Source organism: Blastocatellia bacterium (assembly GCA_025054955.1).
Lineage (GTDB): Bacteria > Acidobacteriota > Blastocatellia > HR10 > J050 > JANWZE01.
The window spans coordinates 1-26,287 of the sequence record JANWZE010000103.1 but is presented as its reverse complement, the minus strand read 5'-3'; the positions used below and the strand labels follow the sequence as shown (position 1 = coordinate 26,287).

Here is a 26,287-nt window from a genome sequence, read left to right as displayed (position 1 = left end):
ACCAGTCTCCACAGCTTATTGTGACCGATTCACTGTCTCGGCTTGCTCGTTGGCCTGCCGCAACGCTAATTCCTGCACCACCGTCGCCAACCGATTCGACACAATCGTCAGTTGCGTCAAAATGTAAACAAACATGAAAGCAATGAAGCCAAATGCCAGCAGCGTTAACGCCGAGACGGGATAGACGGCGCCGACCAGCCGCGTCACCAACATGAGCAGCTCAGGCACAGAGACAATTACGGCTGTAGAGACCGACACGACAATGAACAGAACACCGTAACCAACATAGAGCCGTCCGCGTCGCACCAGGTTTAATACCCACAGCACGAGCACAGCGGCCATCAGGTTAATCATCACAATACCATGAAGCGTCATCGTTGTTTCCTCCGCGTCAGGTCAGCTTGAATCGTTCCTAACAAGATCATCGTAGACGTTTTCAACGGATAAGCGACATGACTGACCAGTGAATACATGGATTGACCGTGCTGGCGCTCATCTACGGTGATTGGATACTCGCCAATACGAAATCCAAGCCGCCACAAATAGACAATGGCTTCGGCATGAAAATCCACAAAGTGCCACTCAGTCAGCGGCTCAAACACTGTGCGACGCATGATCTTCAACCCTGACGTCGTATCGTAGATGCGCTGTCCCACAAAGAGTTTGGTGAGCCACGAAAACAACTGCATACCCACGCGGCGTCCCAGCGGCGCGCCCCGGTAATCATGCGCCTGAACATACCGCGAGCCGACCAGATAATCCCAGCCGTCATTGACGAATGCCTCAAACATGCGGCGAATCTGTTCAGGCCGATGCTGCCCGTCGGCATCCAGCGTGATCAACGTGTCATAGCCGTTCCGCAGCGCATGCTTGATAGCCGTTTGAACGGCGCGGCCATAACCGAGATTACACAAATGAGTCGCCGTGTCTACACCAAGACTTCGCACGATCGCCTCAGTCTGATCCTGCGAGCCATCATTCACGACAAGCAGATCAAACTCCGGCAACGCCTCTTGCACACGACGCACCACAGCGCCAATCGTGGCCTGCTCGTTGTACGCCGGAATAGCGACCAGCACGCGATGAACGGATGAGGTCATTGGTTCGCGGTTCGTGTTCGTGATCCGTGATTCGTGATTCGTGAGGCGATCCTCAAACAGCCCTCATGCTTCAATCAAGCCTCAATTAGCCCTCATGCTTCAATCAAGCCTCAACCAGCTCTCAAGTCTCGATCAACTCTCAAGCCTCGATCCTCGATCAATCCTCGATCCTCAATCCGCCATTCTCAATCCGCCATTCTCGCTTATGACTCGTAGCGGATCGAGAAAGGAGGTGGTCATATAGCTCCATCTGGCGTTGACACGCTGGCTCCAGCGCGTAATGCGCTTCAGCCGCTTGACGGCAACGCTCGGGCAACTCAGGATCATTCAACAATGAGAGAAGCGCGTGGCCAGCTCGCCGATAGGCTGCATCCGTATGCTCATGCACAATCACACCCACGCGCCGATGGGCAATGATCTGATCGGTGTCGCTGACATTCGGCGTGGTAATCACCGGCAACCCCATTGCCCAGTATTCTCCGATCTTGGTGGGCGAGCAACCGTGCTCGCTCAGCCCTTGAGCCAGAAAGAACAGCCCGGCGTGCTGCCCGGCCAGTTGTTCAGGCATCGCCGCATGCGGAACGCTCCCGACCGACCATTGCTCAGCCGATAAACCACCGGCTGCAAGCATGGAACGAACTAGCTCCCCGTCGGCCTTGGTCAGAATCCGTAAATGCCCCGGCAACACATCCCGAAACACGACGGCAGCAAAGCGTCCGATTTTGTCCAGGAGGTAGCGTGCGCCAACGCTGCCGATGTAAATCAATCGGAGCGAGTCGCGCGCAACGACCGCTCTTGACCCATTCCATCGGAAGCGTTCCAAATCTACGCAACTGGGCACGACGATCACCGGCGTGCGATTGCGTGCGACCGCGGGCAAACACTCAATGACTTGCTTGCCTCGGCGCGACATAGCGATGATGCCATCGGCGCGGGCATACATTCGCTGCTCCAAGAATTTTGCCAAACGGTGCGGCATGGAATTAGCTCTCCACACGCCGCCGTCCACCTGCTCATCGGGATAAAATCCTTCGTTGTGATATACGAGTTTGGCGCCGATGACCGGCGCAAGAGCCAGTCCAATCAGCCCGCCAATGAACGTGCGCGCATGAATGATCTCAGGCCGATTGCGCATCCGTTCAAGAATGGCGCGCATCCATCCGTGAGTTACGTCAACGGCTGTGGCCGGCCACTTCGGACGCTTATGATACCGGAGCGGCACCCAGCGCACGCCGCTTTGCTGAAGCAGCCGGCGAATGCGGGTCATTTCGTCACGATTGGCGGCATCGGCCGGTTTCTCGAATGTCACCAGCGTCAGCTCTGCGCCCAACGCTGCCAATCGCCTCACTGCCGGCAGCACAAGCGACTGACCGAGCGGTTCGGCAGCGCCCCAGTAGACAATGTAGAGAACCTTAGGTGCAGCCACACTCTTCACAAGCTTGCTCCATTCGACTTCTCTTGTCCGCCAGTCGGCTAACCGATTTCACTGCCGAGGTGACTTCGCCGGCGAGACAGCCATCGGAGCGGAAACGCGGCCAAGTAGCTCGCCTGTTTCACATCCAACGCCACCGCGCGCGCGGCACACCGCAAGAAATCCCCATAGCGTCGCGCGTGAAAATACGTTCCGGCCAGCACCATATAATTGCGAGCAAAGGCCGCGCGGCGCTGCATCCGAAGTGATTCCGGCAGCGCAGCCATGGCAAATCCCTTCTGGAGCACACGCAGACTATCGCGCTCCAGCAATGCCGCGTCTCGACTCATGTTCGCGCCATGCTCCCGATACCAGACCAGCGGCTCATCCACATAGAGAAACTCTGTCAGCGCACCCAGCCGAATCCACATATCCCAATCAGCGCCTAAACTGAGCAACGGATCGAAGCCCCCTGCGGCCAGCGCCAATGAACGTTCACACAGCACGGTGCTGGGCGTGCCGATCAGATTTCCGTAAAGCAGCAGGTCGTGCCACACTGAACCGCGCCGCTGACTGCGCCTGACGCCGAGCGGGCGCCGGTCAGATGTCATGGTGACGAATGCTGAATAGCAGGCTCGATACGCCGGCTGCCCGGCCAGCGCTACCAATTGTCGTTCCAGCTTCTGTGGCATCCAGGTATCGTCGGCATCCAGGAACGCAACATAACGGCCACGACTCTGCTCAATGCCATGATTGCGCGCCAGGGCGACGCCCCGATTCGGTTGGCGAAAATATCGCACCGGCGGCCCATACCGGCGCATCATCGCTTCTGTCTCATCGGTCGAGCCGTCATCAATGACCACCACCTCGAAATCACGGTAGGTCTGAGCTAACACGCTTTCCACTGCCTCGCCGAGATACGCAGCGCAATTATAAGTTGGGATAACAACCGAAACCTGTGGCTCAGGCGTGGGCATCTTTTGACTGACTCAATCGGATCAACGTATTCGCTCTCGTGCGCACGGCGGCCAACGAAACAGATTACAAAGGAACGCCATCGGCGACTCGCTGGCTCACATGGTCAATCAACTCCTGCAGGATGCGCTTCAAATCATACTGATAAGTCCACTGAGGATAATTGCGTTGAAACTTGCGCACGTCGCTGATCCACCAGATATGATCGCCCGCGCGCGCTTGGTCCGAGAGCGTGTAGTGAACTTCCCGTCCGCACATCTGCTGCACCAGCTCAATGGCTTCCAAAACCGAGCAGTGGCTGAAGCGTGAGCCGCCGATGTTATACACGGCTGCCTCTTGTGGATGTTGGAAAAAGTGCCAGAACGCATTGACCAGATCAAATGAATGGATATTGTCGCGCACCTGCTTGCCCTTGTAGCCATAGATCGTATAGGGCGTGCCGGTGACGGCGCATTTGACCAGGTAGGCCAGAAAACCATGCAGCTCAGCGCCGGCATGCAGCGGTCCGGTCAAACATCCGCCGCGAAAGATGCCTGTCTTGAGGCCGAAATAGCGACCGTATTCCTGCGTCAAGACGTCAGCAGCGACTTTGCTGGCGCCAAACAAGCTGTGCATCGAGTGATCTATCGTCATGCTCTCGTCTATGCCGTGCTCGGCATAAGGATGCTCAGGTGAGAGTTCCCAGCGCGTCTCGTGCTCAATCAACGGGAGCCGGTTCGGTGTGTCGCCATAGACTTTATTGGTCGAAGTGAAAATAAACGTGGCGTCCGGGCAAAATCGGCGCGTAGCCTCCAGCAGGTTGAGCGTGCCGTTGGCGTTGATGGTGAAGTCGGTGAACGGCTCGCGGGCTGCCCAATCGTGGCTTGGCTGCGCCGCCGTATGGACGACCAACGTCACATCGTGACCATATTGAGTGAACAAACGGAAGACGCCGTCCTGATCGCGGACATCCAGGTCTGTGTGGATGAAGCGTCGGTACAATCGCTTCAACCGCTCGGTATTCCAACTGGTCGAAGCCTCAGGGCCGAAAAAATAAGCGCGCATGTCATTGTCCAGTCCGACGACGGTCATTCCCTGGTCGTGCAAGAAGCCGACCGTCTCGCTGCCGATCAACCCTGATGAGCCTGTGACGATGGCGACAGACATTCACGCTCCCTAGCGGTTTGGAAGAAAAAGAAAATTATGCGTGTGCAAGCTATCACGTCCGCTCTCGGCGATGGCCACAATATCTTCTTCTCGAACTTCAACGAACTCTCTCGTGGCCGTTCGAGCCTTGTAGCCGTTTTGCCAAAACATCCGGAATGTGGCCAGCAGATGCGGATTGATGCTCAAGCCCGCCGGTTGATGCTCGTTGATCGAGATTTCGACCATCCAAATTGCCGGTGGCTTCATCCGCAGATGATTCACTGCGCCTTCCAGCATGAATTTCTCTGCGCCTTCGATGTCAACCAGGAAGAAACATCGCTGTCCGGCGAGCCTATTTCCTAACACACAATCGAGCGTGGAAACCGGCACGACGCGCCGCACGCGATTCGTTGTGCCGGCCCACCCGGCAATGAGCGACGCGCCAGTGCCACCCCCATAGCAGTAGGTCAAGCCTGTCTTATTACTCAGCGCCAGAGGAAACACCTCGATATTATCCTCCCAGCCATTCGCCTGAACGTTGGCGTACAGATACCGCAAATTCATCTCAATCGGCTCGAACGCAATCGTGTGCTTGCCCAGACTCAGAGCCAGGCAGCAGTAGTAGCCGATATTGGCGCCGATGTTCACAAACACATCAGCCTCGCCAAGGTACTCTCTGACCAGTTGCACTTCTTCAGGCTCGTGAAGGCCCTGCTCCATCGCCGGATTGCCGCTAAATTTGAAGCCTAACGGCGTCATCCGCGCCTGTTCAGGCACAAACCGGCTGTCGCGCCACAAACGATACGCGGCAGCCAAACGTGGAAACCGTTCAACGACCGGTTTGGCCAACCGCAACAGACGCAGAGATGCTGTCATCACTGCACCATCGGACAAAGCAAGCTGATCTGACGCTCGCTTTCAACTCAATCTACGGCTACGAGGCAGCCACGCAGGCAAATTGAACAACACAAGCTGAGCAGACGCTCGCTTTCAACAAACCACTCATGTATAGGTAATCGGTGAGATTCGCCGCAGCTTGCAATATTGGCGCCACAACATCCGCATGTACATCTCTCGGCGCGTTTCTTGCGCGCGTCTTGTTAAATCTACATCGAAGCCGTGCCGGCGAATGATCTTGACGGCTTCGCGTCGCCATTTGCCGCGATTGATACCCGTGCAGAAATAAGTGATCGGATAATCGCCTTCTTCCAGTGGGTCGCCTTTTTCATCAATTTCAACGCACAGGAACATGCCGTCTAATTGCTCGGCGCGCTTGACGCCAATCAGTTCAAAATCCCAAACGCTTTCATTCGGGTCAAGGATGGCCAGTAGCGCATCCTTCTTCCAGATGGCGGCTTGCGTACAATTGCGATACGGGCTGCCCGCTCTGATGACGCCGATGCCCGGATACCCCGCCAATGGCTCATCCGGGCCAGGACAAGGAAACAATCGCAGGTAACATGAACGAGTCTTTTTGAGCACGTCGAGGTGATATTCGATCCGCTCAGTGCTGACAGGCTTCAAGAAAATGTAATCTTCAAGCAGAAAAATCAGGTACTCCTCGCTTATCTGCGCTAAGGCCCATTGCAGACGCGCCGACCATTGAAGCTGACGTCCCGGCTTGATTGTTTTTACTCGCGGATGCTCGTAGTCCACCGTCTCGCTGCAAAGATAAATGGTGTAGGGACAATCAGGCCAATAAGTGAAATACATGTTGAAGAATGGAGTCCAAGCGTCGGCGAATGCATCGCACGAAAGCACCAGCACAGCCAGCTCCCGGCTTGAAGTCATGAGAGTGACGCGCTCCCACAAATCCGGCGTGTTACCCATGAAGATGATCGCCGACGTGTTCTAGCTCGACGTCACGACCTGTCGTGATAAGCCGTGCGTAAATGGCTTCGTATGCGCGCACCATCTGGTTGAATTGAAATCGGCTGACGACCTTGTGACGGCCAGCGCCGGCCATCTGCCGCCGACGCGCCGGATCATTGAGCAGCTCCGCGATGGCATCGGCCAGCGCCTCACTGTCCGCCGGCGGCACGAGCACACCATCTACGCCATCGTCCACAATCTCAGGTATGCCGCCAACGCGCGTGGCCACCACCGGCGTGCCCAGATATAGCGCCTCGGCCAACACCAGCCCAAAAGCCTCAGCGACGCTCGGCAACACAAACAGATCAACCGCCGCCATCACATCAGGTAGGTCTTTTCTGAAACCAAGAAAAGTCACTACATCATCGCACTGAAGCGAACAAACCATCCGCTGATAATGCTCCAGCAGCGCGCCTTTGCCGGCCACCAATAGCTTGATCTTCCCGTTGAAGCGATGCTTCAACTTTGCCATTGCCTCGAAGAGGTATTCGTAGCCTTTCTCCGGGTGCAACCGCGCGGCGATCAACAGCAAATGCGTTCCTTCCTCGACAAACTCCTGCCTCCATCTGTCGCGGTCATAATTGTCCGAAAGCCTGACGCGAGCGAAGTCAATGCCGTTCAAAACGACATGCAGCTTTTCAGGCGGCGCTTGTTCTCCAGCCAGCATGTGATCCGCCGTGTGCTGCGAGACGGCAATCACCTTGTGGCTCAGCCGCGTGCACATCTGATCCAATCGCACGTGCCATCGCTTATTGATGCGCGTGTGGTAATCCGAGTAGTGGCGCGTCATGATGCGCAAGTTCGTGCCCGCCAGCGTCCCGGCCAGCAAACCGATCACCGACGGCTCAAACAGATGCGTATGCAAAATATCAATCCGCTCGCGACGCAAGAACCGCGCCAGCCGCAGCAGAGCGAACGGATACTGGACGCGGCGCCGAGCATCGCAACTGAAGCAGTGAACGCCTTGCGACTCCATCTCATCCCGCAACCAAGGCGCCATCGGGTTGAGCGTCCCGAAGTACATGCGATAACGACGGCGGTCATGCCACCGCGCCAGTTGCGGGAAAAACCCGCTGGTGTCGCTATCCTGAGCAAAATGGAGTACCCGTTGCATTGGACTGGCTATCAAACCGTCGCTCGCGTGCAGAGCGCGCTATGCAAGACAACAAGACAAAAATGACGCTGAGATGCTTGGCCTCCCTTGAACATAGCCCACGAAACACACGAACCTCACGAAAGAGTATTTTCATCATTCGTAGCGAGCGTGGAGCTCATGGGCGATTCCTGTGAAAGTCATTTCCTCACCGAGCCACTAAGAACACAAAGACCGGCCAACTGAGAGCCTCTCCATGCCCTCCGTGTCTCCGTGTGAGTCCTCTTCATTGTGTGCGACGAGCGCGCAGCTCATGGGCGATTCCTGTGAAAATCATTTCCTCACCGAGCCACTAAGAACACAAAGACCGGCCAACTGAGAGCCTCTCCGTGCCCTCCGTGTCTGCGTGTGAGTCCTCTTCATTGTGTGCGACGAGCGCGGAGCTCATGGGCGATTCCCTGGTCTCGCGTTGCCTCTATTCGACTGTTTGAGCGAACCGGGGCGGCGGGGCAGGCCCGACGCCATACCGTTTCAGCCCCTTTCGATACCCGCGAAAGAGGTGAACGCCAAGCAACACGCGGTACATCCTATCCAGAAAATGACTTTCAGGCCGCGACCGTTCAAGGAGCCAGGTCACGGCGAAGAGACCTTCGATCATCGGCCAGCGCGAGAGCATGGCTTTGATCAGCTTGCGCGCGCTGTGCCAAACTGGCTCGCGTCCCCAGCGCACCGGACCATTGACGCGCTCGCGCTGAACATTGTCCGGCCAGTTCGGATAGCGGTGGCAAAAGGGCAGCATCTCTTGCATGCCCCACTCGACGCGACGGCAGTAGCGGCGAATATCCAGCGCATCGTCACGATGAACGGCGTCGGCTTCGGGGACATAGACGATCTGACCGCCACCGGCCGTATGGCGCAGCGCAAAGTCCTGGTCTTCGCTACTGTGGAGCGCAGGATTGAATCCGCCCAATGCCTCAAACCGAGAGCGCGAAATGGCCATATTGGCAGCAGTACAAAAATTGGCCTGGGCCGTCAACCCGCGCTGGCGCGGCGCTCCTTGCCGTTCTAGGCGCTGACGAAACCGGCCAAACGGATGCTTCAAGGCTTCATCCGGCAACCGCACGCTGCCGACTAACAGCGCCTCAGGCCACTGCCGGTGCGCTCGCCAATGCGCCGATAGGAAATCGCTTGAAACCCGCATATCATCATCAAGAAAAATGAGCAGCTCGCCTTGAGCTAACATCGCGCCTCGATTGCGCGCTGCTGAGCGCTCAACCCCTTCCAAACGGAGCAAGACACAACGCAAACCATCCAGCTTCTCCGGCAGGACGACGGGAGGCGCCGAGCCATCATCAACAACAATGACCTCATAGTTCGCGGGCGGCATGGTCTGTTGCCTGAGGCCGGCCAGCGTCTCCTGCAGCTTGGCAGGCTGATTATGCGTCGGAATGATCACACTGATCTGTATCACACTCATGCCACCTTCTCAGGTTAACGCGACCCGTCAAGCTCGCCCGCCAAAAACGCTGCCACGCTTCGATACGTCTCCGGCACAGCCATGATCCGTCTGATCTTCTCGGTATTGATATGACCGTGCACACAGAAAATTCGTCTCTCAATTCCTTGATTCATGCGAATGCCAATCCCGCGCATGCCGCAGACCGAGTCATCTCGCGCCGATCACGGTCACTCGCCTACACTCACTTTCAACCGCGCAGTAGCGTAGTTGGCTTCAAACCAATCAATCGTCTTCTTCAATCCTTCGCGCAACGGCGTTCGGCAATGATAGCCAAGCCACTCCTGCATCCGCGTCACGTCGAACTGTTTGACCATCTGGCCATCCGGCTTGGACGAATCCCAGCGAACATGACCCCGATAGCCAATCAGCTCGGCAATCGTTTCTACCAGCTCGCGGATCGTGGTCGGCACGCCGGATGAGAGGTTGATGATCTCACCATCGTTGTAATTTTCCGCTGCGAGCATGATGGCCTCACAGGCATCTCCAACAAAGATGAAATCGCGCACAGGCCGACCGGTGCCCCACGCGATCACTTCCGGCTGACCGCTTCGGCGGGCTTCGTAGAACCGACGGATCAAGCCCGGAACGACGTGAGAACTTTCCATATCGAAATTGTCGTGCGGTCCATAGAGATTGCCGGGAACCAGCACGATGGCGTTAAAGCCGTGCTGCTGGCGATAGGCTTGAGCCTGCAAGACGCTCATGCTCTTAGCGAGCGAATAGGGGGCGCTCTCCGGCTGCGGATAGCCGTTCCACAGCTCGGTCTCGGCAATCGGGCTGGGCGCGCGCGCCGGATAGCTGCAACCGCCGATCAACGTGATGAATTTCTCCACGCCGACTTTCCATGATTCGTGTAACATCATCGTGCTCATCAGCAGGTTTTGATAAAAGAAGTCGGCAGGGTATCGCTTGTTGGCCAGGATGCCGCCGATCAATCCGGCCAGATGAAACACGATGTGCGGTTGCGTATCGGCCAGCAGTCGGCGAACTTGATCCTGCTCCAGCAGGTCATAGTCTTGATGCGTCGGCGCGATGATTTGGCAACCGGTCTGCTCCAGCAACGGCATGAGGTTTCGACCAACAAAGCCGCTGGCGCCGGTCACCAGGACGCGCTTGCCGTGCCAAAAAGAACTTGTTAGGGATGTCTCGGACTGCGTCATCGTTCACTGTCCCAAATTCGTTGAAGTGTGTCTGTCCATCTTCTGCCGCAGAGCGGCTGTCTGATCTTAGCCCAGCGGTTCAGCGCTGTGAATGACGTATCCTCACGCCTTCCTTGTCGCCTCAGCGATGATTGACCAGCCATTTCACCCGTCGCTGACATGACGGCACACCTTTGTGGAGTTGCGCTCCTCCCCTTCCCATCCACTGAAGTGCACGGCTAACCTGAATGGGCCGCTACGCGGCAGCGGCATGGCGACGCTCACGAAACACAACTGCGCTACACAACGCATGCTCTTCAGCCTCATCGCCACTTCAACATCACCACGCTCATGCTCACGAAATACAGCCGTGCCGCCGTTCGTTGGTCGCCGCCTGACTCTCCTGTAACAACAGATCAACTAGCGTGTGTGGATTATGAAACGCTCGCCAAGCGGCGCTGAAGGATTGAGCCTTCGTCGCGTAATGCTCGTATCGGCGAATGACCTGCAAAACTTTTGCCGTTAAATCCACTACATTGCCGCTCTGAAACGTTTCGCCACCGCCGGATTTGGCCAGCTCACGCGCCATCCACGTGCCGGCTGGAACAACCACGGGCTTGGCCAACGCCAGCGCCTCGGCAAAGATACTGGCTGTGCCGTGAGCATAATAATCGGCCAGATAGGGCAACACAACGATATCCAGATGATGAAACAATTGAGCGTAATCGCGCTCGGTTAATCGCTCGGCAATCAATGTGACGCGCGTTGGGGCAGCGTGTGCCACCTGCTGTAATTGCTCTAATTGGACGGTCTCCTCAGCCGGTTGCCCGTTGTTGGCTCCGCTGGCGGAGGGCGGGCATTGAATCACAAATCGGATGCCTTCGTCGGTTTCAGCTAACACTTGCCTGACCAGCCCTGGCATCAGATGAAAACCTTTCGCGCCACGCGCGTCGCCCATGTAGCCGATACACAAGCCGCCGGCTCGATTCACGTTCTCACGCACGTGCAGCGACGCGCTCGAGCGATCGCCCTCGGCATGAGCGTTCAGTAATTGTTCGGAAACGGGGATCGGCACCGTCACGATGCGATGCCGGTACATGCTGGCAAAATCTTCGGTCAACAACTCACTATCGGTTAACAGCGTGAACCGGCCACCAAGCCGAGTATACAGAGCATTCAGGTAGTGCGGCTTGATCCGCCAGTAGGGATGCCAGGAGAGCTTCAGCGGATGACACGACCGAAAGCCGTGCGTGTGACGTAGCAGTATCATCAAATGCCCTGCCAGCGGGTGTCGTGAGACGTAATCGCTCCAGGCAATCAACTCAAAATCGTTCACCGTGTGGCAAAAGATCAGCGAGTAATGATCGGCGCACGCCGGCGCAAGCGCCGATTCTAACTCCTGACGATAGACGCGCGCCTGCTGGTAAAGGCGCAGCAGACGAACCACACGACTGCGCCCTTGTGGAAAATCATACGCGCCATAAGTGAACACCGGACGATACCCGGTCGCGTTGACGACTTCATCGGGCAATTGCTTATTGGTGAACACCGTCACCATGTAGCCGCGCTGCTCAAAGGCGGCTTGCACGGCGCGGGTGTAGGTGAAATTGTGCCCGCCCAGGTTCTTCATCCCGGAGTCAATGAGAAGAACTCGCTCGAACATAACAGGGTCAGAGACTCAGGCTGAAAATATCCTGAAAAAACACGAGCCGGTATTCAACAAACACGGGTCTTTCCACGACGATTATTTTGGCGCGCGCTGGTCTGAATCATGAGCGATGATGAACCTGCCGGCAAAGTCTCACAACATTTCACTAGTAGAGGTCCGTATCTGCCGGCGTGAGAAACCAGCGGCTGGCTTCTTCCAACGCAAGATAATCTTCATTCAAGACTGAACAACACAGGTTGCGATAACGATCGGTCGGCGCAAATCCGAGTGCTTCCCCAACCTGATCAAGAACGGTGTTGGTCTGAAACCACGCTACCGCTCTATCGAGCCGGCGACGATGGAAATAGTTCAAAGCAAATTTAAGGATTTGCGACAAGACGTCGGGATCATCCTCAGCCCATATCAGGTCCACTATATCGCCCAGGCCTTGTCCACTCACAGGATCACGGAACGTCTTGAGCACGAGGAATCCAAACAGATGGCCACGATGCTCACAGCGAAACAGCTCATAAGCATATCGGGGATTCCGTAGGAAACGCCATGTCAACAATACGGCGCTGCGCGAAAAAGCAAAGAGCTGTTTGCTGCGGCGAGATTGCTCAACCTGGTTGATGAATTGCTCGTCGTCCGGTGTCAGCATACGGATGGGGATTACACTGACGCCGTGCCGTTCAGCGTCGGCAACAGTCGCCGTGGAGCATATCCAATCGGCCAAGCGATTAACCCGTCTCCATCCTAATCCATGCACGTGTGCTTGATCTGCGCGTTCATTGGCCATGACGTAAGCCGCCACAGGGTTGTAGCGTTGCATCTGGCTTAAGGCTTCATGGGCCAACGCTCGAAAAACACCCTGCCTCTGAAATTGCGGGGCGACCATGATGTCCAATGCCATAGCCAACGGCTCGCCGGTTGCAGCCAGTGAGCGGAGATGGTAAGCGTAACATCCAGCCAGTTGGTCATCTTCGGTCATGGCCATCATCAATAAACTGGGAAACGGCGTGTCGAAAAATTGCCAGCGGTAGTACGCCTCATCAACTTTCCGCACATAGAGAGCATTGGAAAGCTCACAAAATCGCCGGCTATCGTCTGCGTTGTTTTGAGCCAGACGAAGCCTCACAGGAAGGCGCGGTTTCTGAGCTTTATTGTCCACTGCCGTCCTCCGTCTCACCACAGGGGCACTACCCAGCGACTTCTTTGATCGCTTCGACAATCCACTCAACTTGAGAATCGCTCAAGTTCTCATGCAGTGGGATAGAGATTTGTCGTTGATCGAACTCTGCCTGGCCTGGTAAAGCTCGTGGCCCGCCAAAAACACTGTTTTGGTCAATGCGCAAGTCAACGACGGACGTGGGAATGCCCCGTTCGGCCAAGCGGCGAACGAAATCTTCTCGTCGGTCTACTAGCAACGTGAACAACCAATAGGCATGCTCACGATCCGGTTTCAGTTGCAGGAGCTGCAGACCGGCGCAATGCTCAAGTTCGCTGCGATAAAAGGCGGCAATCTGCCGGCGACGCGCCAATCGGGCCGGAAAGTCTTCCAGATTGCCCAGTCCGATGGCCGCTGCGACGTTGTTCATGTGGTACTTGTAACCAAGGGTCTTGATGTCTATGCCGCGAGCGCCAAGCAAACTGGGTTGACGCGCGGCTCGGTCCATGCCGAACCAACGTCGTGCAACCGCCGCCTTAGCGTCCTCTTCATTCTGACAACAGAGCGCCCCTCCATCGCCGGTCGTCAGATGCTTGATGGCCTGAAACGAAAACGCGGTGAATCGAGAAATCGCGCCGATTGGGCGTCCCTTATAGGTCGCGCCCAACGCGTGGGCTGCATCCTCAATGACGCTCAACTCGTGCGCAGCAGCAATGGCATGAATCTCATCAAGGTCACAGGGGTAGCCACCCCAATGCACCGGTATCACCGCCCGTGTACGCGGCGTGATCTTCTCGGCGATGGATTCAGGCGAGATGACACCCGTCAGCGGATCAATATCAGCAAAAACCGGCGTTGCGCCTTGCATGAGAACAACCAGGCCGGTGGCCACGAACGTCTGAGCCGGCAGGATCACTTCATCGCCCGGACGTACACCCGACAGCGCCAGCGCCAGATGTAAGGCGGAGGTCCCACTGTTGACCGTCACCGGATGACGTAGGCCAAGCACGTCGGTCAGGCTTGCTTCGAACCTCCTGACCATCTCGCCCTCATTGACCCAACCGGAATGCAGCACCTCGGTGACCAACTCGATCGCGCGAGGCGAAATGTGACTATGAAAAAAACTGATTGATGACGACTGCGCTCTCATGCGACTCATGCGTGTTTGCCTGAGCTTGACCGACGCGGAGAAAGATGAATCAGCAACTGACCAAAAAGCTCATGTCACTCATTGACCACGCTCAACGCGAATACGTTGGTATTGCTCGCATCCCAGTTGAACGGGTGATGAGTGGCAAGGAGCTGTTCATACACTCGATGCTTGGGATGGGGCGCCAGCCCAAATCGCCGAAACTGCTCTAACCAAAAAGAGCGAGGGCGAACGGTCACGTGCACATCTAACCCACTTTGCAATGAAGCCGTGCCAAGAAACAGCGAGTGGGACCCCAAATGATTCCGAATCGTTTTGATGAAATGATCGAGCTGCGCTTCCGGGATATGTTCCAACACTTCAAACGAGCAAACCACATCAAACAGCATTCTGAAATCAATTTCTTGCTGAAGATTCAAAAGACGAAAGTGGCGTTCATAACCTTGAACGTGCGGACTGTAGCGCAGCGCCACCGGATTGCCATCCACTCCGATATACTGATTGAACCCAAAGAGGCGAAGGAACCTGAAGAGGTCCCCACCGCCACAGCCCAGTTCTAACAGTGAACCTCGGGAGCGCCTCAACTGATCTCGCGCAATCCAGCCAATGGCTTTCGCCAGCCTAAAATAACTGAAGTGTTTGTATTCGTCGGTGAACACCAAGCCGTCATCCAGCGCCAATCCTTCAAAACCGGCAACGTTGGCACTGCGACAAGCAGGATTTATAACGGACGACAAGATACTCTGTGGGGTGTCAAGCATCGGGTCCACCGGCAGACCACCCGTATTGGGCAAACAATTCTGCACCATCGTGACTGAGTCGGGATTATCATTCTGGCGGCTTAGACCAAACTCACTCAGTCGCATTCGCGCCAGGCTATATTGAAGCTTCCATCCATATAACTGCATCCGTTTTTGCGCCGCCAAGCGGCGAAGGTGCCAGGATTGACGCAGCTCGTTAATCATCATCAAAAGCAGTCAATGCAGCCGAGTTTCAACATCGAAGTTGAACCCGTATTGCTGCACAGTTCTCTCAGAAGGCTGTTGAGATGCCATTGCACGCAATGCCGATCTAACCATGATGAACTGTACAGTGAGATTTACCGCAGCTAAGGAGAGCGCCATCGCAGCCGCTGTGCCGGATAATCCCCACGCCCGCGTGAACCAAATTCCTAGCAGAATTGTGCCCAGCGCGTTGATCAAAGCTGCTACCGCCTGACCACCGACCCGTTCCAGCCCATATAACATCACCGAAGCCGGCGTCGCTACCACCGCGACCAGCACATAGACAGTCAACCACGTGATCAGCCCCGGCTCGGGCACCATCGCGGGACCAGCCCACACCCGAATGATCGGCACGACGAACGCAGCCAGACCAACAGCAAGGACTACTCCCACCAGTGTCGAAATGATCAGCGAACGCCAAAACGTGCGACGAATCCAAGACCAATCCTGCCGCGCGTGCGCTTCGCCGTAGGCCGACAGCAGTGGAAACGCGAAGAGTTGAATCATCAACAACGGCAACGTTAGCAACCGCTGAGCAACATTAAAAATACCCACCTGCACCGGCCCTAATACCTGCGCAATGATCATCGGCTGGCTATGGAACATCCCAATCCCGGCCACCTGCGCGACTAGATACTTACTCCCCAACGACAACAGCCGACGAAACGAACGGCGGGTCGCCGCGCTCGGCAGCGGACGCAACCAAGGATATTGCCAACAAAACAGGTAGCCCAGATTGACCAGCAGAACCAGAATCCGTACACCAAACATTGCAAGAACTAGATGGATAAGACCACCCTGAAAACGCGTGACGCCAACCAACGCCATCAACGAGAGAATGCTGCCGGCCATTGACCATACATTGCCGATGTAGCCAGCTTGATAGCCCTGGTAAATCGTACCGGTGATGTTCAGAGGAAACATCAACACGAAGCCAGCTAGCGACAGAATCACAGCCCAGTGTAACTCACCTAACGACACCGACGATGTGACATTGAACACAGCCGGCCACGAAATCATTGGGAATATCACCGCAAAGACCACGCTCAGCAACACTGCCAGGCCGATCAGGCTCCAGAAAGCCGTTGCCACCAATTCTCGTTCCAATTCACGATCATCTTTGCCATTGGCTTCAGCTAAACTGTTGATCAATGCATTGCCGCTAAACCCCAAGTTGGCGACGGCAAGCCAATTCAGAAGACTGTTGATGGTTAACCAAACACCGTAGCGTTCCTGGCCAAGATAATTGATCGTCAAAGGCACTGAGATGAGTCCTGTGGCGATCACCAAGCCATGAGAGAGCATCGCCGTGATCCCCGTCAAGCCAGCGCGCCGGAGCCGCTCCTGACCGCGATTGTCTGGCTGCGGGATGAAAAGCCCACGACCAAGCAGTCTGATTTGATCAATCATGCTCCTCAGAAAAAGTGGCACAGGCATTCCTGCCTGTGGCGTTTTTCATCGTTTCTGGGCATCGTCCGGACGGCATGTAGAACTCCTACGAAAATCGCCCACGAAACACACGAACCTCACGAAAGCATTCTATTTTCATCGTTCGTGCCGTGCGTTTGCACATGGGCGATTGCTCTGAAAACATTTGAGCGATTCCTCGGAAACACCACTAATGAACACAGATGGACAGTACCAATTGCGGGTTGAAGAATTCGGTCCTATCCGCTCACACGCATTCTACGCGGGGGCCCACAGCGAGGCCCCCATACAGGCCTGCCCGCTTTCCTGGCAAAAACGCGAGCTCACAGCCACCCTGTACGGGCGGCTCGCCGTGGCCGCCCGACTCCTCCGAAAATCGCCCACGAAACACACGAACCTCACGAAAGCATTCTATTTTCATCGTTCGTGCCGTGCGTTTGCACATGGGCGATTGCTCTGAAATAACATTTGAGCGATTCCTCGGAAACAGCACTGATGAACACAGAGGGACAGTACCAATTGCGGGTTGAAGAATTCGGTCCTATCCGCTCAGACGCATTCTACGCGGGGGCCCACAGCGAGGCCCCCATACAGGCCTGCCCGCTTTCCTGGCAAAAACGCGAGCCCACAGCCACCCTGTACGGGCGGCTCGCCGTGGCCGCCCGACTCCTCTGCAAATAACCATTTTCACGCTTCGTGGCGAGCGCGAAGCACATGGGTGGTTCCCTTGAGAATGTAGCGCAGGCGTTCCCGCCCGTGATCCATGCTCATTCTTCCTGGCGCGCAGGCTACCCTCTGGCGGCGTCTAACGACGCCCTGTATTGAGCTCGGTCCTCGGAAAATAGGTGCGGCGCAAGTTCGCAACTTGCGCTACCTCGTTTACCTCCTTCGTGGTGAATGTACGTTCTTGGGGGATTCCTTGGAAAATCACCACGGATGAAGACGGAATCACAAGGATGGGGAAACTTGTTCGTGTCCGTCGGCAGCACGGGAATTACCCTGGCGCTGCACACGACACGACAACGCGTGATGGTTCATGGTTCGTGGTGGGTGTAACCTCTTGGGCGGTTCCTTAGACGATCGTTACGACAACAAACTGGATAGGGGGAGCGACAGGATGGATCAAACAACAATCCTGCGCTGGCTCTCTATCCCTGTTGATTTTTCACAGGGGTGTATTTTCCTTCCACGTTGCTGCACTTGTACGGCGCGCGGCAGTTCCGCGCCAACAACAGACTCGAGACGGACTACAAAGGGGGAGGGTGTGTTGCGACAAATCAACTGAGAAAGGAGGAGTAACAAGTGAGACACAAAATCCTAGTGTTCGGTCTCGGTCTCCTGCTGCTGGGCCTATTGTGGGCTGCTCCGGCGCCGACAAAGATTCAGGCTCAGAGTCAGGGCTGTACCACCATTGATTTTGAAGGTGTCGCTGATACAGCCACAGGGGCATTGATCGGCGATTTTTACGCCCATCTGGGGGTGACGTTTGAAACGTTTGATACCTGGCGGGGCGTGGCCTGGGACGTGCTGGATAAACGTACGCACGCTGATGCCGTGTGCAGTGCGATTCCGTCGGGCAATAAGGTCGGGCATTTATCACTGGGTAATCCGCGGTGCGGCATTACCAGTGATACGGCGCCCGGCGCGGCCATCTGGTTCCAGCAGCCGGTGCAATCGGTTAAATTCAAGTACGCCTCCTGCAACACGGTCTACCTGGAGGCATTCAACAACACGGGCGCCTCGCTGGGTATCGTGTCAGGGTTGAAGACGAATGACAACAAACCGTTTTGTAACTTCCGCGAGTTGTCCATTCAGTTTCAGACCTGCGTCATCAGCAAAGTGGAGATTCGCGGCGTGGCGTTGATTGACGACCTGCAATTTTGCTGCCCGCCGCAGCAGCCGCAGGATTGCTGCCCCGACCGCAAGAAGAAACCGCGTATGCTGACGATGCGCTACACCGGTGAGGATTGCAGCGCGTCCAATCATGCGCAAGCGCCCGGCAAAGTGACCTGTACAGGTAACCCGAATTTTGCTTCACCGGTGCGCATTCGCACCACCAATAAGAGCAATCCCAATGACTCGAAGGCCAAAGTGTGGTTTGACGGCACGGTCAATCTGAACGAGACGTTCGTCATTGATGCCGGCCGTGAAAAACACCTGAAGTCGGATACGTATGTGTTCATCTACAGTACAGTGGGGAATAGACCGTTGTTGCAGACGGTCAAATTCCACACGTCCTGCTCGCAGCCACTGCGCACGGGCGATCAGTTCGGCAGCCTTGTGCTGGAAGCCTGCGGCGTGGATGCCGCCGAGCCCGACCCGTGCGAGGGTGGTGTGAAACCTCAATCCTTGACGTTGGAGTACACCGCCGAAGACTGCTCGGCGACCGATCATTCACAGGACCCGAGCAAAGTTTCATGCACAGATTTCGGTAGGTTGACATCGTCTGTGTTCATTCGCGCCACCGATGAAAAAGACGGACTGGTGTGGTTCCAAGGGACGGTGCTCGAGGGCCAGACGTTTATTATTGACGCGCGCAATGCCGGCAAAACCAGACTCGGCACAAATACACGAGTGGAGATTTTTGCCTCGCAAGGCGGCCCATTGCTTCAGCGCGTCATCTTCCATACGTCGTGCTCGCAGCCGCTGATTAACGGCGACCAGTACGGCAGTCTGGTATTGAGGGGAGGTGTCTACGTTCCGCGGTAGGGCTGACTCCCCATAACAGGCATCGGCTGGGAAGGGAAGGGGGCCGATGCCTCACATCTCAACGTCGTTGCCGGCAGGCGGCCATGCGTGGTTGCCTGCCGTTCTTTCTTTCAACACCCACCGATAGATGCGAACTACGGTGCGCTCCACGAGCACAAAGCAGCGCCGACGCTGCTGGGTAATTCTTGGCGCCCTTCGCAGTTCAATCCGACTCATTCTTTTTTGGCAGCAGGTGTATTTTCGCAGCAGTTCCCTGCACCTGTATGCCGTCTACTGACAGATGCCTTCAACGAGGGCGGGCGTGGTGGGAAACAAAAGATGAGCCAATGATCAGGAGGTGAGTGCAATGAATCAAAAGATACACCAACGAAGACGTGAACGAGGTCAAGGCTTGTTGGAATTTGCGCTCGTGACGCCGTTGTTGATTCTGGTGTTGTCGGGAGTAACACACATCGGTTTGATGATGCACACGCAACAGATCATCACCAATGCGTCACGGGTGGGCGCGCGGCGCGCGTCGCAGCCCAATGGAACTTCCGGCACGGTCCAGGCGGTTGTGACCAATTACTGCCGGCAGGCCGGCTTGGATGGTCCTGTCAACGTTCAGCTCAGTTTGGATCAGAAGGCCGGCAAGGCGACAGTGACCGTTCTCTATCGGTTTCATTCACCCGTGCAACAAGTGTTTCAGTTGCTGGTCGGTCAAGGGGTCGTGCCAAATGAATTGCAGGCCACCACGATCATGAGCTTATGAAGAGACCAGAGGAGGCAGAGATGTTACAGCATATCCCTCAGCAGAACTCAGCGATGATTGACGTCATCTCATGCAGGCGACGCTGCGCGCGCGGGCAGGGCATAGTTGAAATGAGCTTGCTGGCGCCGGCGCTCGTCTTGATCCTGATCGGGATGATTGATTTCGCACGGATTTTAATGGTGCAACATGCGATCACTCATGCAGCGCGTGAAGGCGCGCTCTATGCCAGTTGGAGTGACGCCAGCGAATCGGAGGTTCATCTGCGCGTCCGGTCTTATTTGGAGACGGCAGGCCTGCGCGCGTCGCAGGCTCGCGTGACTGTGTCTGGCGCGCGAGCCAGAACATCTGAGCCAGCGGTCGTGACGATTCAGTATTCGGTGGATTCATTTACGTTGAAGATGATGGGCGGCGAACGCCCCATTCGTTTGAATTCAACCAGCAGCATGCTGCGTGAGTAAGCATGAAGCGATCAACAGGGAGGATAAAATGATGATAACAAAGCAAACCCAACGTAGACGAGATCGTGGATCAGCAGTTACCTTGGTGGCTGTGGCGCTCGTGCCGTTGCTGGCTGCGGCGGCGTTGGCCATTGACGCCGGTTATATTTTTGTCGTTCGCAACCAATTACAAAATGCTGCCGATGCCGCTGCACTGGCCGGGGGACAAGGCGCAATGGATCAACCCGGCAATTATACGGCCGATGGCCAAGCCAAGCAGCGTGCCATGCAGTATGCCGCGATGAATAAAGTGAATGGAAAAGCGGCGACAATCGCTGCCAATGAAATCCGTTTCCCCAATCCCAATGTTGTGCTCGTGGACCTGACGCGGCCGGTGCCGACCTTTTTCGCGCGGATGTTCGGCATTGAGAGCGTCAATGTGCGCGTCCGGTCAGCCAGTATTGTGGCGCCAGTTACAGAATGCGTCGGTGAATGGCGACCGTATGCCACGCTCGATCAGTTTGTGCATGGAGACGTCTGCGTTTATCCAACGCGTGACAACGAATCGCACGGGCCCTTCAATCCGAATGTGCACACCTGGACTGTCAATGGCCGGAAAGTGACGGGCCGCGATTACTACCTGTCGCCGTATGATCCGAGCTTCAGAGGACAAGATATCAGCAATCAAACAGCTTGTGGTCCCGGCGCCATCACCGGTTTTATGGCGCCGCGCGATGTCAACGGTGTGGAGGTTCGGTTGGAGAATTGGGTCGGGCTTGGCATCCCTGGGACCATGTATCAGATCAACCTCGGCGGTGATTACCGCAGCAATATCGTCAATGGGTGGAGAGGCCGGCTGGGCGTCGGCTATACGATGCAGACGATGCCCGATCAACGTTCATTGGCCAACACGAGTAAGGCGGCGATTAACGAGTTGATCGCTAAAGACCCCAATGCGCGGCTCATTCGCGATGCCAACGGCAGATGGGTCGTCTGGAGCGACCGCTATCCAATCAATAAGAGTCCTCGGATCATTCCCATGGCGTTCATCAATCCGACGTTGCCGCCGCCAGGCAACAATCAATCGTTGACCATCAGTAATATCGGCGCCTTTTTCGTGACTCGTCCGACCGGCAGCGGGCACGGCATCTGGGGCTACTTCATTCACAAGCGCATGTACGAATGCGTCATGGACGACGCGCCGACGAATCCCGCGCCAAACTCCAGCGGCGCCGCCGGACGATTGCTGGGATCGGTTCGCTTGGCGGACCCACTGCGATACGAGTGAACGTTGAACGGCCGACAGTAGCGCCGCTACTGCTGGTTGAACCTAAGCAGCTATCAAAGGTCGGTAAAGATGTCGCCCAACATACGTAATTGTACGGATTGAGGTATTGGTCGCGTATGGCGATAATGGTGGAGCACCGGCAGAAGGTCACTCCGCACGATGGTACCACCGGAATTCCATCAAGGAGTAACCATGTCAACGCTGACTCACGATGCTGTCGGTCCCGTGCCGATTTCCGTTTCGCTCGATTCACGTCTCCACTACAAGCTACCGGATGCGGAATTGATCGAGTTATGTTTGAACAAAGATGAAGAGGCTTGGCGCGTGTTGCTGGAGCGACACGGCGGATTGATCTATTCGATTGCCTGGGCAGAAGCGCCGCCCGAGGACGTGCCGGACATCTTTCAATCGGTTTGCCTGGCGCTGGTGCAGGGCTTGCAACGGCTGCATGATCCATCCAAGCTCGTCGCGTGGATCGCAACGACCACGCGACGCCATTGCCAACGGCTGCGGCAGCGTCGCCGGCGTTATTGGTCGGCGCCCGACGAAGCGGAGCAACGCGCCAACGATCCGGTGGATACGGCCGCTCTGCCCGATGAGAAGCTCCAGCAGTTGCAGCAGGCCCATCTGGTGCATCAGGCTGTGACGATGCTGGACGAGCCGTGTCGTGGTTTGTTGACCCGGCTGTTTTACGAAGATGAGCCGCCGTCGTATGAGGCAATTGCCGGGGCATTGAACTGGCCCGTCTCCTCTGTTGGCCCAAAGCGCGGCCGATGCCTGCAACGATTGCGGCGTACCCTAGAACAGATCGGTTTTTCACCAAGCTGAGGTGTATTTTTCTCAATGGTCAAGACACTTCTTCTGCCGGAATGGAGATAATCATCGAAACTCTGAGGAGCATACAATGACCTGTCCAACATTTGAACAACTCTTCGCCACAGCGATGCAGCACGTGCCAGCCGATGAAGCGCTGCGCATCCACCAACATTTGGACACTGGGTGTGATGTGTGCTGCCGCGAATTCTGCTACGCGCAACACATCGTAGCGGCTGCCACCTGTCCCCAGTACCAGCAGCCACCGGCATGGTTGATTGACCAGACGATGGAGCGCATCCTTACAGAGATCACTGACGCTGACGAATTTCTGACGGAAGGCATCCCGGTCCGTTTGGTATTCGATAGTTTCATGGGGGCCACTTTGGCCGGCGTTCGCCAAGGCGGTCACGCCGCTCGGCAGGTGGTGTATCAAGCAGGAGATTACAACATCAATTTGATTATCCGCCCCGCTGCGCTGCCGGAAACAATCAGTATTATGGGTCAGGCAATTCCGCTGCACCGAGATTTCAGCGCAGTCGCTCAAGCGCAAGTCGAGTTATGGCAGGAGGCCCGTTTGGTGCAAGCGGTCAGCGTCAATCATCATGGGTTGTTCGTGTTCGACGGCCTCAGTGAGGGAACCTACGACCTGTGCCTGAGGTTGGAAGAGACCTTCATTAAGATCGTCGGGCTGTGCGCGACCACTGGCGCGAACCGGACTGACGCCGTCAACTAACGGCAGTGGCCGATTCATCGAGTTGGCGTTGACAAGCAGCTCAGCTTCGGCATTGGTGGTTTTGAAGTTCAGGAGCTCGTCATGACGGAACCGAGTTCACCAGCAACATGGAGTGAGGAAGAACTCGCCCAAACGTTGATTGGACTTTCCGATGGCGATCAAGTCAGTCAGGTCCTTGGCGATCCGCTGAGGCCAATCCCGACCTCTGTCATTCGACGGCTCAAAGATCACGTCTCTCAGCTCGTCTGCGCCGATATTCCCCGTGCCATCAAGCTCGCTGAAATTACTCAAGCTGCCGCCGCCGCTTGCCACGAACCGGTAGGCGCTGCCTTGGCGCATCACGCTCATGCGCAGGCATTGCATTGCGCCGGACGTTACACAGAAGCCCGACGGGCTTACGAGCAAGCGGAGATGATTTACGCCCAATCGGGTCAGGTTGTCGAAGCCGCACGCGTGACGCGAGCAAAACTCGATGTGTTGATGTACCTGGGCGAGTATGACGCTGCGTTGACGTCAGCCGAACAAGCGCGAGCCGTTTTTCAAGCGTTCGACCAACCGATCCTGTTAGCCCAATTAGAAACGAACGTCGGTAATATCTACCATCGCTTGGATCGTTACCACGAGGCGTTGACGTTCTACGATCGCGCCCGCGCTCTCTTCGCAGCTCATCAGGACCGGAAGGGAGAGGCGATCAACAATTTTAATGCCGCCAATCAGTACAGCGCCTTGAATGAGTTTGACCGGGCTTGCGCTCTGTATGAGGAAGCTCGGCGCGGCTTTGAGCAATTGAGCATGCCCGTCGGGGTCAATAACGTCGAGTACAGCTTGGCATGGCTCTATTTCCAGCGCGGCAAATTTCAGGAGAGCCTCAAACTGTTTGACCGAGCTCGCGCGCGTGGACGCCAGTTGGGTGACGTGGTGATGGAGGCCCTCTGCACGCTGGATGTGGCCGAAGTCTACTTGCAGCTCAACCAATACCAGGAAGCCCATCAATCGGCGCAAACGGCCGTGGAGCAATTCACTCGCCTGGGCATGGCGTATGAGACAGCGAAGGCGAGAATGTACCTGGGACTGTGCGACATGCACCTGAAGGATTTGGCCGGCGCTGAGCAACAGTTGCAGCAGGCGCGCGAGGGTTTTATCGCCGAAAAGAACCAGGTATTGGCAGCGCTCACCGCTCTTTACCTGGGTGGCGTTTGCGCGGCGCGAGGCCAACAGGAGCGCGCTATAGAACTTTGCTTGGAGGCTCGAGAGCTTTTCATTGAACAACATCTGCCGGTCAAAGCGGCTGCCGCTGAACTGCAATTGGCCCGACTGAAGCTATCGCAGAACGAGACGCAAACGGCTGATGCATGGTGCCGCTCGGCGTTGCACCGAATCGGTGAAACAGAAGCCCCGTGGCTCCAATTTCAGTGCTTGCACCTGCTGGGCAATCTGATGGAGCAAACCGGGCAAACGCAACAGGCGTCGCAGTATTACGTCAAGGCCATTGAGTATCTGGAAGCTATGCGCAGTAGCATCTGCGTGGATGAGTTCAAGTCCACCTTCCTCAGAGATAAGCTGCGTGTATACGAAGACCTCATTCAGTTGTGCTTGAGGGCAGGGACGCCGGAAAAAATTGATGAAGCGTTTGCCTATGCGCAGGCCGCCAAATCGCGCTCGCTGGTCGAGCTGCTGAGCGGTGAGCGAAACATTGCCAGCAAAACCCATGAGCCTTCGACCGAGCAGCTCTATCAGGAATGGAATCGGCTGCGTGAGGAACTCGACTACTACTATAGCCGCGTCAATCAGTTTGACAACCGGACGCGTGAACGTCCCAGTTGGCTAGGAGCGCAGTTGCAGAACGAAGTGCATCAACGCGAGCAGCAATTGGCTCGGCTGGCGCGGCAATTGAGCCTCGCCGATGCTGAGTATGCCTCATTGCACGCTGCTCCCCGAATCAACATAGATCAGATACAACGCGACCTCGCCGATGATGAAGTGTTCGTCGAGTATTTGGTAATCAATGATCATGTGCAGGCGTTCGTCGTCAGCCCGGCGTCGGCCTGCGTGTTTCACGATCTGGCGACAGCGTCGGGCACAGCGTCTGTGGTTCAATGGTTGAGGTTTAACTGGGACCAGTTTCGCTTGAGTGAACAATGTCCTCAGGCTTATCCGCCCAGTTTGCATGCGCTTTCTAACCAGTATTTGCAGAGCCTCTATCGCTCGTTGGTTCAGCCGCTCGAATCGGCGCTGGATGGCAAAAGGTTGATCATCGCGCCGCATGGGTTATTGCATTACGTGCCGTTTCATGCGTTGCATGATGGGGCGCAGTATCTGGTGGATCGGTATGAAATGTCCTATGTGCCCAGCGCCAGCGTCTACAAGTTGTGTGTGGAGAAGGCGGGGCGATTGCGGGGCGGGCGTGAGTGGGATGTGGGGGTGAGCCGTGAAGGGATGAGGGAGGGAAGATGGCAACATGGTGATGGGGATGATGGGGGTTGGTTGGTGGGGGATGGGCTGTTGATCATCGGGGTTGCGGATGAAGCGGCGCCGATGATTGCCGAGGAAGTGGCGAGGCTGAAGCAGTTGTGGCCGGAGGCGATGGTGGTGATGGGGGAAGAGGCGACGTTGTCGCGTGTGCGGCAGCAGGGTGAGCGGGCGCGGTGGATCCACCTGGCCACGCACGGTGTGTTTCGGCGTGACAATCCGATGTTTTCGGCGTTGAAGTTGAGCGACACGTGGTTGAACTTGTATGACATTTTCAATTTGGATGTGCGGGCGGAGTTGGTGACGTTGAGTGCGTGTGAGACGGGGATGAACGAGGTATTTCCTGGGGATGAGTTGTTTGGGTTGATGCGAGGGTTTTTGTATGCGGGGGCGCCGTCGTTGGTGGTGAGTTTATGGATGGTGCATGATGGTTCGACGGCGCGGTTGATGGA

At 56.2% G+C, this 26,287-nt stretch carries 23 protein-coding genes; 7 read left to right on the top strand and 16 right to left on the bottom strand.

The features are described from left to right. Nucleotides 1-15 precede the first annotated feature (15 nt). The 16 genes from NZ823_13095 to NZ823_13020 form a co-directional block, all read right to left on the bottom strand. Nucleotides 16-375: a DUF2304 domain-containing protein gene (locus NZ823_13095; protein ID MCS6806060.1), complete on the bottom strand. Its 360-nt coding sequence runs from the start codon at nt 373-375 to the stop codon at nt 16-18. Next, a complete protein-coding gene (locus tag NZ823_13090; protein MCS6806059.1) occupies nt 372-1,100 on the bottom strand; it encodes a glycosyltransferase family 2 protein in 729 nt (242 codons plus the stop codon). The genes NZ823_13095 and NZ823_13090 overlap by 4 nt, the downstream gene beginning before the upstream one ends. 157 nt (nt 1,101-1,257) lie before the next feature. Then, complete coding sequence (locus NZ823_13085; GenBank protein MCS6806058.1) at nt 1,258-2,535, bottom strand: glycosyltransferase; 1,278 nt, start codon at nt 2,533-2,535, stop codon at nt 1,258-1,260. 38 nt (nt 2,536-2,573) lie between these two features. Next, entirely contained in the window at nt 2,574-3,488 is a 915-nt protein-coding gene (locus NZ823_13080; protein ID MCS6806057.1) for a glycosyltransferase, read from the bottom strand. A 64-nt stretch (nt 3,489-3,552) separates the two neighbouring features. Beyond that, the gene (locus NZ823_13075; GenBank protein MCS6806056.1) at nt 3,553-4,632 is read right to left on the bottom strand and encodes an NAD-dependent epimerase/dehydratase family protein; all 1,080 of its coding nucleotides are present in this window, start codon (nt 4,630-4,632) and stop codon (nt 3,553-3,555) included. 9 nt (nt 4,633-4,641) lie between these two features. Further along, nucleotides 4,642-5,487 (bottom strand): FkbM family methyltransferase, encoded by an 846-nt coding sequence (locus tag NZ823_13070; protein ID MCS6806055.1) that lies wholly within the window; start codon nt 5,485-5,487, stop codon nt 4,642-4,644. Between the two features lie 126 nt (nt 5,488-5,613). Further along, nucleotides 5,614-6,441 carry a hypothetical protein gene (locus tag NZ823_13065; GenBank protein MCS6806054.1) on the bottom strand — a complete coding sequence of 276 codons (828 nt, stop codon included), beginning with the start codon at nt 6,439-6,441 and terminating at the stop codon, nt 5,614-5,616. Then, nucleotides 6,434-7,597: a glycosyltransferase family 4 protein gene (locus NZ823_13060; GenBank protein ID MCS6806053.1), complete on the bottom strand. Its 1,164-nt coding sequence runs from the start codon at nt 7,595-7,597 to the stop codon at nt 6,434-6,436. Before NZ823_13060 ends, NZ823_13065 begins: the two co-directional genes overlap by 8 nt. A gap of 454 nt (nt 7,598-8,051) precedes the next feature. Continuing rightward, nucleotides 8,052-9,053 carry a glycosyltransferase family 2 protein gene (locus tag NZ823_13055; protein ID MCS6806052.1) on the bottom strand — a complete coding sequence of 334 codons (1,002 nt, stop codon included), beginning with the start codon at nt 9,051-9,053 and terminating at the stop codon, nt 8,052-8,054. Nucleotides 9,054-9,067: 14 nt separating this feature from the next. Next, nucleotides 9,068-9,208 (bottom strand): hypothetical protein, encoded by a 141-nt coding sequence (locus tag NZ823_13050; protein MCS6806051.1) that lies wholly within the window; start codon nt 9,206-9,208, stop codon nt 9,068-9,070. Between the two features lie 54 nt (nt 9,209-9,262). Then, complete coding sequence (locus tag NZ823_13045; protein ID MCS6806050.1) at nt 9,263-10,255, bottom strand: GDP-L-fucose synthase; 993 nt, start codon at nt 10,253-10,255, stop codon at nt 9,263-9,265. A gap of 334 nt (nt 10,256-10,589) precedes the next feature. Then, the gene (locus NZ823_13040; protein MCS6806049.1) at nt 10,590-11,897 is read right to left on the bottom strand and encodes a hypothetical protein; all 1,308 of its coding nucleotides are present in this window, start codon (nt 11,895-11,897) and stop codon (nt 10,590-10,592) included. Nucleotides 11,898-12,048: 151 nt separating this feature from the next. Next, nucleotides 12,049-13,053, bottom strand: coding sequence for a GNAT family N-acetyltransferase (locus NZ823_13035; GenBank protein ID MCS6806048.1), 1,005 nt, complete (start codon nt 13,051-13,053; stop codon nt 12,049-12,051). Between the two features lie 28 nt (nt 13,054-13,081). Then, entirely contained in the window at nt 13,082-14,200 is a 1,119-nt protein-coding gene (locus NZ823_13030) for a DegT/DnrJ/EryC1/StrS family aminotransferase (GenBank protein ID MCS6806047.1), read from the bottom strand. A 74-nt stretch (nt 14,201-14,274) separates the two neighbouring features. Continuing rightward, on the bottom strand, nt 14,275-15,168 hold the full coding sequence (locus NZ823_13025) for a class I SAM-dependent methyltransferase (GenBank protein ID MCS6806046.1): 894 nt from the start codon (nt 15,166-15,168) through the stop codon (nt 14,275-14,277). A 9-nt stretch (nt 15,169-15,177) separates the two neighbouring features. After that, a complete protein-coding gene (locus NZ823_13020) occupies nt 15,178-16,614 on the bottom strand; it encodes an oligosaccharide flippase family protein (GenBank protein MCS6806045.1) in 1,437 nt (478 codons plus the stop codon). 1,320 nt (nt 16,615-17,934) lie between these two features. Between NZ823_13020 and NZ823_13015 the strand changes: the two genes are divergently transcribed. The 7 genes from NZ823_13015 to NZ823_12985 all read left to right on the top strand — a co-directional run. Further along, entirely contained in the window at nt 17,935-19,341 is a 1,407-nt protein-coding gene (locus tag NZ823_13015) for a hypothetical protein (protein MCS6806044.1), read from the top strand. Between the two features lie 346 nt (nt 19,342-19,687). Continuing rightward, nucleotides 19,688-20,092, top strand: coding sequence for a pilus assembly protein (locus tag NZ823_13010; GenBank protein MCS6806043.1), 405 nt, complete (start codon nt 19,688-19,690; stop codon nt 20,090-20,092). Nucleotides 20,093-20,112: 20 nt separating this feature from the next. Continuing rightward, nucleotides 20,113-20,550 carry a pilus assembly protein gene (locus tag NZ823_13005; GenBank protein ID MCS6806042.1) on the top strand — a complete coding sequence of 146 codons (438 nt, stop codon included), beginning with the start codon at nt 20,113-20,115 and terminating at the stop codon, nt 20,548-20,550. Between the two features lie 28 nt (nt 20,551-20,578). Continuing rightward, a complete protein-coding gene (locus NZ823_13000; protein MCS6806041.1) occupies nt 20,579-21,817 on the top strand; it encodes a pilus assembly protein TadG-related protein in 1,239 nt (412 codons plus the stop codon). A gap of 192 nt (nt 21,818-22,009) precedes the next feature. Further along, nucleotides 22,010-22,645, top strand: a complete 636-nt coding sequence (locus tag NZ823_12995) for a sigma-70 family RNA polymerase sigma factor (GenBank protein MCS6806040.1) — start codon at nt 22,010-22,012, stop codon at nt 22,643-22,645. Nucleotides 22,646-22,721: 76 nt separating this feature from the next. Next, entirely contained in the window at nt 22,722-23,366 is a 645-nt protein-coding gene (locus NZ823_12990) for a hypothetical protein (GenBank protein ID MCS6806039.1), read from the top strand. Between the two features lie 81 nt (nt 23,367-23,447). Next, a partial coding sequence (locus NZ823_12985; GenBank protein MCS6806038.1) for a CHAT domain-containing protein occupies nt 23,448-26,287 on the top strand: 2,840 nt, incomplete at its 3' end.